Consider the following 10,419-nt stretch of genomic DNA (forward strand, 5'->3'; position numbering starts at 1 on the left):
GTCCTTCTTTCCTGGAAGTTTCCCTCGAACCAACCGGTGTGGTCACACGGCTGACCGCTCCATTGTCCCTGCCGCCCGGTCATCCGCGAAAACCCCTTCTCAAACCCTTACCGTGATCGCCCTCACCCCGGGGCGCCACACGCGCCGGACCCCGCCCGAGCGCGGGAAAACCGCTTTACCCCCCATGGGATACTGGCCGTGTCTATCCGTACGCACGAGGAGAACGGCATCCACCCCATGGCCTCGGTCCAGTCCCTCACCGCCTCTGTCCACCAGCGTCTCGCCACCGCCCTCACGGCCGCCCTGCCGGAGGCCGCCGGTGCGGACCCGCTGCTGCGACGAAGCGACCGGGCCGACTACCAGGCCAACGGGATCCTGGCGCTCGCCAAGAAGGCGAAGGCGAACCCGCGCGAGCTGGCGACCCAGGTCGTGGCGCAGGTCGTCGCCGGTGACCTGATCAGGGACGTCGAGGTGTCCGGCCCCGGCTTCCTCAACATCACGCTCACCGACAGGGCGATCACCGAGACCCTCGCCGCCCGTGCCGCCGACCCCGAGGGCCGCCTCGGCGTGCCGTTCGCGGAGCACCCGGGCACGACGGTCATCGACTACGCGCAGCCGAACGTGGCGAAGGAGATGCACGTCGGGCACCTGCGGTCCGCGGTCATCGGTGACGCCGTGGTCAAGCTGCTGGAGTTCACCGGCGAGAGCGTCGTGCGCCGGCACCACATCGGCGACTGGGGCACCCAGTTCGGCATGCTCATCCAGTACCTGGACGAGCACCCGCACGAGCTGGACCACAAGGCGGGCGGGATCAGCGGCGAGGAGGCGATGTCGAACCTGGACCGCCTCTACAAGGCCGCGCGGAGGCTGTTCGACTCCGACGAGGAGTTCAAGACGCGCGCCCGGCGCCGGGTGGTCGACCTCCAGGCCGGTGAGCCGCGCACGCTCGCCATGTGGCAGAAGTTCGTGGACGAGTCGAAGATCTACTTCTTCTCCGTCTTCGAGAAGCTGGACATGGAGGTCCGCGACGCCGACATCGTCGGCGAGTCGGGCTACAACGACATGCTCCACGAGACCTGCCGCCTGCTGGAGGAGTCCGGCGTCGCGGTGCGCTCCGAGGGCGCCCTGTGCGTGTTCTTCGACGACATCAAGGGCCCCGACGGCAACCCGGTCCCGCTGATCGTGCAGAAGTCCGACGGCGGCTTCGGCTACGCGGCCACCGACCTGTCCGCGATCCGGGACCGTGTCTTCAACCTGAAGGCGACCACCCTGCTGTACGTCGTGGACGCGCGGCAGGCGCTGCACTTCCGGATGGTCTTCGAGACGGCCCGCCGGGCGGGCTGGCTCAACGACGACGTGACCGCGCAGCAGCTCGCGTTCGGCACGGTGCTGGGCAAGGACGGCAAGCCGTTCAAGACCCGTGAGGGTGAGACGGTCAAGCTCCAGGACCTGCTGGACGAGGCCGTGGAGCGCGCCAGCGCCGTCGTCCGGGAGAAGGCGCAGGACCTGTCCGAGCAGGAGATCGCCGAGCGCGGCACCCCGGTGGGCATCGGCGCGGTGAAGTACGCGGACCTGTCGACGTCGGCGAGCCGCGACTACAAGTTCGACCTGGACCAGATGGTGTCGCTGAACGGCGACACCTCGGTCTACCTCCAGTACGCCTACGCCCGTATCCAGTCGATCCTGCGCAAGGCCGGCGAGGTCCGCCCGTCCGCGCACCCCGAGCTGGACCTGTCGGACGCCGAGCGCGCGCTGGGCCTGCACGCGGACCAGTTCGCGGAGACGGTGGCGGAGGCGGCCCGGGAGTACGCGCCGCACAAGCTGGCCGCGTACCTCTACCAGCTGGCGTCGCTGTACACGTCGTTCTACGACAAGTGCCCGGTCCTGAAGGCCGAGACGCCCGCACAGGTCGAGAACCGCCTGTTCCTGTGCGACATCACGGCCCGCACCCTCCACGAGGGCATGGCCCTCCTGGGCATCAGGACACCGGCAAAGCTCTGAGCCCGATGATGCCCCAGGCCCGACGTGCACAGCACGTACGGCCTGGGGCATCACAGTTCAGAGCACGGTCGCGCCCGAGACCCGCCAGACATGTCACACTCCGGCGGCCTCTTCTGTCTTCTCCGGTGACCCAGGAACGCACACGTCCGACCGGAGGCGACCCCATGGCCCGTGTCTCGCTCGATCCGCCGCGCACCCTGCTGTACCGCATCGGCGAGTGGTACTCCAGGCGCACCTACGGCACCGTCCTCGACCCGGCTCGGGCCTTGGCCCACAACCGCAAGGTCATGCTGAGCGACCTGCGGTTCGAGCTGTCGCTCGCCAAGTGGGACGCGTTGGACCCGCGGCTCAAGACGCTCGCGGTGATGGCCAGTGCGCATGCGATCGGCTGCTCCTGGTGCACCGACTTCGGCTACTGGGAGGCCCACAACCAGGGCGTGCCGACCGAGAAGCTGCGCGCCGTGCCGGCCTGGCGCCAGCAGCGCGAGGTGTTCACCGCACTGGAGCAGGACGTCATGGAGTTCGCCGAGGCGATGTGTCAGACGCAGCCGTCCGTCACCGACGACCTGGCGGCCCGGCTGGTCGAGCGGCTCGGCGAGCCCGCGTTCGTCGAGCTGACCGCCATGGTCGCCGTGGAGAACCTGCGCTCCCGCATGAACAGCGCCTTCGGCCTGACCGGCCAGGGCTTCTCCGATCGCTGCGCGGTACCGTCACCTGCGTGAGCGCGCTTGAACTCTTCGAGGAGCACCGGCCGGTGATGTTCGGTGTCGCCTACCGGATGCTGGGCAGTGTCGTGGACGCCGAGGACATCCTCCAGGACGCCTGGCTCAAGTGGAGCGCCGTCGACGTCGCGTCGGTCACGCACCCGCGCGCCTACCTCTGCCGCACCGTCACCAACCTGGCGATCAACCGGGCCCGGTCGGCCGCCGTCCAGCGCGAGTCGTACGTCGGCCCCTGGCTGCCGGAGCCGCTGGTGACCGAGCCGGACGCCGGTGGCGACGTCGAGCGGGCGGAGGCGGTCTCCCTGGCGATGCTGGTGGTGCTGGAGACGCTGTCGCCGCTGGAGCGGGCGGTGTTCGTCCTCAGGGAGGTGTTCGACTTCGGGTTCGCCGAGATCGCCGGGATGCTGGACCGCACCGAGGCGTCGGTGCGCCAGGTCGGCAGCCGGGCCCGCGCCCATGTGCGGGCCCGGCGGCCACGCTACGACGCCCCCACCGAGGTACGGCGCAAGGTCGCCGCCGAGTTCCAGGCCGCGTGCCTGGGCGGGGACATCAACCAGGTGATGGCCATGCTCGCCCCCGACGTGGCCGCCTGGACGGACGGCGGCGGGAAGGTCCGTGCCGCGCTGCGCCCGATCCACGGCGCCGACAAGGTCGCCCGCTGGCTGCTCGGGGTCCTCTCCGTCCCCGTACCGGACGCGGGTGTGCGCGAGGTGCTGGTCAACGGCGAGCCGGGGCATCTGTTCACCTCGGCTACCCGTCTGGACACGGTCGCCTGCCTGGACCTGGCGGCGGACGGCACCATCAGCGCGATCCGGCTGATCCGCAACCCCGACAAGCTCACCCGGGTCCGGCTCACTGGGGGGACGTCCGGCTGATCCAGCCGTTGGCGCCGAGCGGGAAGTCGTAGCCGGGCCGGCCCGCGCCGCCGCTGGCGTGGAACGGCCTGCCGTGGTCGTCGAGTTGCACGACCCCGTGCCGGGAGCCGCTGGACCACTCCAGTTCCAGGTACCAGCGCACGTCGTGCGCGGTGGTCCGGGCGAGGACGGAGAAGACCTCCGGGTCGGACTCGCTCACCTTCAGCGGCAGGTCGCGCTGGCCCCCGGCGGGCTTGGCGGCCGGGTGGCCCGCGTCCAGGTCGACGTCGAACGCCGTGGAGGGCACGCCGCCGCCGCAGCCGACGCCCATGCTGTAGTCGTTCCACGCCAGCGGGGCGCCCGACGACACCACCCGCACGTTCAGATGCTCCAGGACGACGGTCTCGGCGCCCTTGCCCTGAAGGGTGAGCGCGACGTACTGCTCCCCCGAGGACACCGCGCCGAACGCCGACACCCAGCCCGGTGCGTCCTGTTCGGTGGGCGGCGGCGACACGTGCTCCGGGGAGCGGTCGATGAGGTAGTGCTGGCTGCAGGGGTCTTCCCAGGCGTACGGGCGTGCGTTGTACGTCAGCGGGACGGCGGCCCCGGCGGCGGCACCGGACGTCGCGCCCGGGGACCGCTCCCCCGGCCGGGTCCCGGGTATGCCGTCCGTCTCCTTGCCCGCCCCGGCGGTCGAGGCCGCGGCGGAGGGCCTCGCGTCGCCCCCGCCCAAGCCCAGGCCCAGGGAGGGCTGCCACGCCAGGAGGACGGCGCCCACCGCGACGAGCGCGCCGAGGGGAAGGAGCACGGCCGGGCGAAGACGTCCCCGCCGGGTGCGGGGGGCACGGGACGCGTGGGGCTCGGGAACCTCAGAAGTCGCAGGAGTCTCGGCAACCGAAGGGGCTACCGGTGCGGAGGCGCTCGGCTCGGGAGCGGTCACCCCAGGTTCGGGGACCTCGGGGGTCTCGGAGGCGACGGCTTCCGGGGCGTCCGGAGCCACGGCCCCCACCGCGCTCCCGCGCCCCGCCTCCCGTACGGCGTTCCCCTTGCCGGCCTTCCGGTCCCGCACCGCGTCCGCCAGCACCCAGCAGCGGTGCAGTTCGACCAGTTCCTCCGGCGACGCCCTGCAGAGCCGGGCCAGCCGCTCGACGGGCCCGTAGTCCGTCGGCACGACCTCCCCGCTGCAGTACCGGTGCAGCGACGACGTGCTCAGGTGGAGCCGCTTGGCCAGCACGCCGTAGCTCAGTCCGGAACGTTCCTTCAGGCCCCTCAGCAGGCGCCCGAACTCGGCAGCCTCGTCCACCCCCGGCACCGTTCCTCCACTCCTCGTGTCCCGTTCGGCGTCCCGGGGACAGGTCGTTCTCGCAGCTCAGAGGCGCCAAAGGCGTCCCAGTGTCCCTGATGGCCCGCAGGGTCTGGCGGCCGGGACAAGGCCCCCCGCACGCTCTTGTCATCCAAGCACGCCGCCCCCGCCCACCGGCTGGGCGACGTACACCCACCCGACCCACGAACGGGGACCGCCCGCCATGCGCACCATCCGTACCGCCCGCACCCGCACCCGTACCGCTCTGCTCGCCACCGCCGCGCTCGCGGCACTGACGCTGACGGCGTGCGACGACGGCACGGGCACGAAGGACGAAGGGCAGGCGTCGGTGCCCCCTGCGTCGTCCGTGTCGCAGGGCACGTCCGGGCAGGGCGCGGGGAGCACCGGCACAGGTACGGACTCCGCTTCCACGTCCGGCGGTTCCACGGGCGGCACCGGAACGGGCGCGAACGCCGGGACGGGCAAGGGCTCCTCGGGCACCTCCGCGTCCGGCGGCAAAAGCGGCAAGGGCGGCCAGAGCGGCGGATCGTCCTCCGCGGTCTCGGCCATCTGCAACGGCGCCGACATCAGGGTGACCGCGCAGGTCGTGTCCCGCCCCCTGAACCACATGCTGCTCACCGCCAAGAACATCGGGTCCAAGCCGTGCAACCTGATGTACTACCCCTACCTGCGGTTCGACGAGATGCAGTGGGCGCCCGGCGCGTTCAAGGAGAGCCGGCCGCAGGCCGTGACCACGCTGGCGCCCGGCGAGTCCGGCTACGCGGGTGTGCTCCTCTCCGCCGCCGACGGCAGCGGAGAGAACGGCACCACGGGCCACAGCCTGGCCGTCATGTTCCAGGGGACGACCCCCGGCAGCGACGGCGGCGCCTCGGCCCGTGTCTCCCTGCCCGCCAAGGGCGTGTACTACGACAGCAAGCTGACGTCGACCTACTGGCTGACGAGCGCCGCCGACGCCCTCACCTCCTGAGGTCCCGCCCGGGTGCGGAGGCGAACTCGCACCACACGACCTTGCCCAGCGCGCGCTCGCCGACTCCCCACTTGTCGGCGAGCGCGGCGACCAGCAGCAGCCCGCGCCCGCGCTCACTCTCGTCGGCCTGATCGGCGAGGCGCGGGGTGCCGGGCCCGCTGTCGTGCACCTCCAGCCGCAGCAGGGTCCCGTCGTACCGCAGGAACACCAGGAACTGCCGCCCGGGCGGCACCCCGTGGAGCAGGGCGTTGGTCGCCAGCTCGCTGACGCACAGGAGGATGTCGTCGCCGCGCTCGGTGCCGGCGAGCCCCCAGCCGGTGAGCGTCTCGTGGGTGAACTGCCGCGCGGCGGGCACGGAACGGCGCTCGCGCGGGAAGAACCGCTCGCGCAGGGGTGGCAGTTGGGTTGTCTCGATCACGGGACGAGTGTCGCTGTGCGTGACTAGAGTGAGGCAGTGCGCCACCCCGTACACCGGTTTTTGTACGGGTTCTCCGAGATGTGTACGAGCACCCAGAGCGTCACGCGCGGGCGGCACGGGGAGTTGAACCGGCATGACACCCAGGAAGCAGCCGCGGAAGAGGAACTCCACGGCCATGACGATGTTGGGCCGTCAGCTCGGCAGGGCACGACGGGCCTCGGGCCTCACCCAACGGGAGCTGGGCGTCCGGCTCGGCGCGGACGAGGAGACGATCGCGTCGTACGAACAGGGCCGCCGGAACCTGCCGACGGACACGGCCGGGGTCCTGGACGACATCCTGGACACGAAGGGCACGCTGACGGCCGGGGCGCAGGAGCTGCCCGACATCGACCCGTTCCCGTTCTACGTGGAGGCGTACATCAACCACGAGTACGCGGCGATCGCCCTGTCCTGGTACGACGCGCTGGTGATCCCCGGCATCCTCCAGACGGAGGCGTACGCCCGCGCGGTACTGCGCAACCGCGTGCCCGCCTACGACGAGGACGAGGTGACGGCCAAGACGGCCGCGCGGCTCGAACGCCAGGAGATCCTCTTCCGCAAGACTCCGCCGACGCTGAGCTTCGTCGTCTGGGAGCCGGTGCTGAGCCTGAGGATCGGCGGCCCGGAGGTGCAGGGGGAGCAGCTCCGCCATCTGCGCACGGTCGCGGAACTCCCCGCCGTGACACTCCAGTTCCTGCCGTTGGACAGCCCGGACCATGCAGGCCTGAACGGCCCGTTCACCCTCCTGGAAACCCCGGACCACCAGCACCTCGCCTACGCCGAGACACAGCGCGGTAGCCAGTGGATCTCGGACGCGGACGAAGTGTCCATCCTGGCACGCAAATATGCGATGCTGCGGACACAGGCTCTGACGCCTCAGCGCTCCATGGGCCTGCTCGACCGCCTGCTAGGAGAGTAATGAGCACCGAAGCGCGCCAGTGGTTCAAGTCGTCCTACAGCGGTGACGAAGGCGGCCAGTGCCTCGAAGTCGCGTACACCTGGCGCAAATCCAGCTACAGCGGCAGCGAAGGCGGCCAGTGCGTAGAGGTCGCCACCTGCTCCCACGCCGTCCACATCCGTGACTCCAAGAACCCCGAGGACGGCCCCACCCTCCGGATCAGCCCCGCCGGCTGGGCGGCCTTCACCGGTTACGCGGCTGGTTAGACGCCCCTGCGGGGGAGTCGTCAGTGGGGGCGCCTACAGTCACCCGACATGGCGACACTTCCCAATCCGCTGCCCGGCCTCGCGTCCGATCCGAGTGGGCGCGCGCTCGGGCTGGAACTCCCGCCCGGGGCACTGATCGACACCACGGACGAGGGCCGCTGGCCCGAGCCGCTGCTGTGGCACGCCGGGCGCACGGCCTCGTCCGGCAACTGGGCGCGGCTCGGTGCGCGCGGCGTACGGGTGGGGCTGCTGCCGGTGCTCCTGGACGTGGGCGGACCGCACGGGGGGCCGCGGGAGTGGAACCTGGCGCCCGGCTCCATGTCGTACCCGGGGGACCACGACGGGGCGGAGCTGCTGGCCGAGTTCTGGGAGGGCGAGGCGGACGGCGAGGACATCGAGGACATCCTCGAGCCGTACGGGGCCGACTGGCCGGGCGCGGCCGCCGCGCTCAAGCTGGAGGCGGACCCCGACAGCAGGGCCGCCGAGGTCGTGGACGGGCTGCTGGACTCGGGATCGTGGTTCCACGACCCTCGCCTGGCCCTGGTGCCGGCCCGCCGCTCGGCGGACATTCCGGCGGCCATCGGTTGGACGGGGCCGATGAACTACGAGAGCGACACGGCCGTCCTGTGCTCGGTGCTCCGCTCCTGGGAGGACCGCTTCGGCATACGGGTCCTCGCCCTCACCTTCGACCGGCTCGTCCTGTCGGTCGCGGCACCGCCGGCCACGGCCGCGGAGGCGGAGGCGGTCGCCGCCGAGCACTTCGCGTTCTGCCCGGACAACATCACCCAGGGCTACCACGACTCCCTGCGCGCCTACGCCGAGGAGGAGTTGCTCGGGCGGCACGTGTGGTCCTTCTGGTGGGACTGAGGGCGCTCCGCTCACCGGTCTGACACGGACGGGCGAACAAACCGCTTTCGCCCCGCGCACGGCACCGGTGAGCCCTAGCATGCGGCGCATGCTGCCGAGCGTGGACACGATCGACGAGTTGGAAGCGATAGCCGACGACGAGGCGGTGCTCCGCCCGGCCGTCCTCGACATCTGCGGTCAACTGGGCCTGGTGGGGCTGCCGGTGCGCCGCTTCGACCAGGGGTCCCTGCCCGTCTACGCGGTGGGCGGGGACCTCGTACTGAAGCTGTATCCGCGGGTGGAGGTGGCGAAGGCCGTCCGGGAGGCGCGGGTGCTGTCCCACCTGTGGGGTCAACTCCCGCTGCCCACACCCCGCCTGCTCGCCACCGACGAGTGCGGCAACGGCTGGCGCTTCGTCCTGATGTCCCGGCTGCCCGGTTACAGCGTGGCCGAGGTGTGGCACCGGTTCACGGCGGCGGAGCAGGACCGGGTCGTCACGGAGTCGGCCGAGATGCTGGCCGCGCTGCACGCGATGGACCACAAGCCGCTGTCGGACGTGGTGGGCCCCGTGGACTGGGAGGCCTTCCTGGCCCGGCGGCGCGCCCGGGCCCTGGAACACCATGCGGCGGGCGGGGTGCGGGAGCCGTGGCTGAGCCGCATCCCGGCGTTCCTGGCCTCGGTGTCCCTGCCCGCCTCAGGCGAACGGGTGCTGCTGCACACCGAGTTCATGCGGGAGCATCTGACCGTCGACATGCGCGACGGACGCCGTCTGACGGGCCTGTTCGACTTCGAGCCGGCGATGATCGGCGACCCGGCCTACGACTTCGTGAGCGTGGGCCTGTTCATCACCTGCGCCGACCCCCGCCTGCTGCGCCGCTTCCACGAGGCCTACGGCCGCGCCCCGCACGACCCCCGCCAGCTCCTCGCCTACACGCTCCTGCACGTGTACAGCGACCTCCCGCTCTACCTCCAGATCCTCCCCACCCCCAAGGAACCCCGCCTGGACGCCCTGGCGGACCTGTGGTTCGGCACGAGCGGGTGAGGCTCCACCGACGACGGGGTCACGCCAGCTTGCGCGCCGCCTCCGTGGCCCAGTACGTGAGGATGGAGCGGGCGCCGGCGCGCTTGATGCCCGTGAGGGTTTCGATGATCGCGCGGTCGCGGTCGATCCAGCCCTTCTCCGCCGCCGCCTCGATCATCGAGTACTCGCCGGAGATCTGGTACGCCGCCACCGGCACGTCCACCTCGTCCGCGACCCGGGCGAGAATGTCGAGGTAGGGACCCGCCGGCTTGACCATCACCATGTCGGCGCCCTCCTCCAGGTCCAGGGCCAGCTCCCGCAGGGACTCGCGCCAGTTGGCCGGGTCCTGCTGGTAGGTCTTGCGGTCACCCTGGAGCGATGAGCCGACGGCCTCGCGGAAGGGGCCGTAGAACGCGGAGGAGTACTTCGCGGTGTAGGCGAGGATCGCGACGTCGTCGCGTCCGATCTGGTCGAGCGCGTCTCGGACGACGCCGATCTGGCCGTCCATCATCCCGCTGGGCCCCACCACATGGGCGCCCGCGTCGGCCTGCACCTGCGCCATCTCGGCGTACCGCTCCAGCGTGGCGTCGTTGTCGACCCGACCCTGCTCGTCCAGGACGCCGCAGTGACCGTGGTCGGTGGTCTCGTCCAGGCAGAGGTCGGACATGACGAGCAGGTCGTCGCCGACCTCGGCGCGCACGTCGCGGATGGCCACCTGGAGGATGCCCTCCGGGTCCGTGCCCGGCGTCCCCGCCGCGTCCTTCTTCGACTCCTCCGGCACACCGAACAGCATGATCCCGGAGACTCCCGCCTCCACCGCCTCGGCGGCCGCCTTCTTCAGGCTGTCCCGCGTGTGCTGCACGACGCCGGGCATCGCGGCGATCGGCACCGGCTCGCTGACGCCCTCCCGCACGAAGGCGGGAAGGATGAAGTCGGCGGGGTGCAGCCGGGTCTCCGCGACCATACGGCGCATGGCGGGCGTGGTGCGCAGCCGCCGGGGACGGCTACCGGGGAAGGAACCGTACTTCGTCATGCCTTCTACGCTACGCCCGCCGCCGGGGTC

At 71.4% G+C, this 10,419-nt stretch carries 11 protein-coding genes; 8 read left to right on the forward strand and 3 right to left on the reverse strand.

What is annotated here, in order from left to right:
• Positions 1 to 237: 237 nt before the first annotated feature.
• The 3 genes from argS to AB0C59_RS01705 all read left to right on the forward strand — a co-directional run bounded on the left by argS (position 238) and on the right by AB0C59_RS01705 (position 3,598).
• Positions 238 to 2,001 (forward strand): arginine--tRNA ligase, encoded by a 1,764-nt coding sequence (gene argS, locus AB0C59_RS01695; protein ID WP_363000160.1) that lies wholly within the window; start codon positions 238 to 240, stop codon positions 1,999 to 2,001.
• A gap of 164 nt (positions 2,002 to 2,165) precedes the next feature.
• A complete protein-coding gene (locus AB0C59_RS01700; protein WP_363000106.1) occupies positions 2,166 to 2,723 on the forward strand; it encodes a carboxymuconolactone decarboxylase family protein in 558 nt (185 codons plus the stop codon).
• A complete protein-coding gene (locus AB0C59_RS01705) occupies positions 2,720 to 3,598 on the forward strand; it encodes an RNA polymerase sigma-70 factor (protein WP_363000107.1) in 879 nt (292 codons plus the stop codon). The genes AB0C59_RS01700 and AB0C59_RS01705 overlap by 4 nt, the downstream gene beginning before the upstream one ends.
• On the opposite strand, the gene AB0C59_RS01710 is transcribed toward AB0C59_RS01705, so the two are convergent.
• Positions 3,576 to 4,880: a helix-turn-helix domain-containing protein gene (locus tag AB0C59_RS01710; RefSeq protein ID WP_363000108.1), complete on the reverse strand. Its 1,305-nt coding sequence runs from the start codon at positions 4,878 to 4,880 to the stop codon at positions 3,576 to 3,578. The two genes, AB0C59_RS01705 and AB0C59_RS01710, sit on opposite strands and share 23 nt — an antisense overlap.
• A gap of 223 nt (positions 4,881 to 5,103) precedes the next feature.
• Between AB0C59_RS01710 and AB0C59_RS01715 the strand changes: the two genes are divergently transcribed.
• A complete protein-coding gene (locus AB0C59_RS01715; protein ID WP_363000109.1) occupies positions 5,104 to 5,868 on the forward strand; it encodes a DUF4232 domain-containing protein in 765 nt (254 codons plus the stop codon).
• On the opposite strand, the gene AB0C59_RS01720 is transcribed toward AB0C59_RS01715, so the two are convergent.
• Positions 5,858 to 6,286 (reverse strand): ATP-binding protein, encoded by a 429-nt coding sequence (locus tag AB0C59_RS01720; RefSeq protein WP_363000110.1) that lies wholly within the window; start codon positions 6,284 to 6,286, stop codon positions 5,858 to 5,860. The two genes, AB0C59_RS01715 and AB0C59_RS01720, sit on opposite strands and share 11 nt — an antisense overlap.
• Positions 6,287 to 6,461: 175 nt before the next feature.
• On the opposite strand from AB0C59_RS01720, the gene AB0C59_RS01725 reads away from it, so the two are divergent.
• From AB0C59_RS01725 to AB0C59_RS01740, 4 genes are all read left to right on the forward strand, one after another.
• Positions 6,462 to 7,244: a helix-turn-helix transcriptional regulator gene (locus tag AB0C59_RS01725; RefSeq protein WP_363000111.1), complete on the forward strand. Its 783-nt coding sequence runs from the start codon at positions 6,462 to 6,464 to the stop codon at positions 7,242 to 7,244.
• Positions 7,244 to 7,489, forward strand: a complete 246-nt coding sequence (locus AB0C59_RS01730) for a DUF397 domain-containing protein (protein ID WP_363000112.1) — start codon at positions 7,244 to 7,246, stop codon at positions 7,487 to 7,489. The genes AB0C59_RS01725 and AB0C59_RS01730 overlap by 1 nt, the downstream gene beginning before the upstream one ends.
• A 48-nt stretch (positions 7,490 to 7,537) precedes the next feature.
• A complete protein-coding gene (locus AB0C59_RS01735; protein ID WP_363000113.1) occupies positions 7,538 to 8,356 on the forward strand; it encodes a DUF4253 domain-containing protein in 819 nt (272 codons plus the stop codon).
• Positions 8,357 to 8,444: 88 nt separating this feature from the next.
• Positions 8,445 to 9,377 (forward strand): aminoglycoside phosphotransferase family protein, encoded by a 933-nt coding sequence (locus AB0C59_RS01740; protein ID WP_363000114.1) that lies wholly within the window; start codon positions 8,445 to 8,447, stop codon positions 9,375 to 9,377.
• Positions 9,378 to 9,396: 19 nt separating this feature from the next.
• Here AB0C59_RS01740 and hemB read toward each other — a convergent pair whose 3' ends face one another.
• Positions 9,397 to 10,389: a porphobilinogen synthase gene (hemB, locus tag AB0C59_RS01745; RefSeq protein ID WP_363000115.1), complete on the reverse strand. Its 993-nt coding sequence runs from the start codon at positions 10,387 to 10,389 to the stop codon at positions 9,397 to 9,399.
• Positions 10,390 to 10,419: the final 30 nt, after the last annotated feature.

This window comes from Streptomyces sp. NPDC048664, assembly GCF_040650555.1.
Classification (GTDB): Bacteria; Actinomycetota; Actinomycetes; order Streptomycetales; family Streptomycetaceae; genus Streptomyces.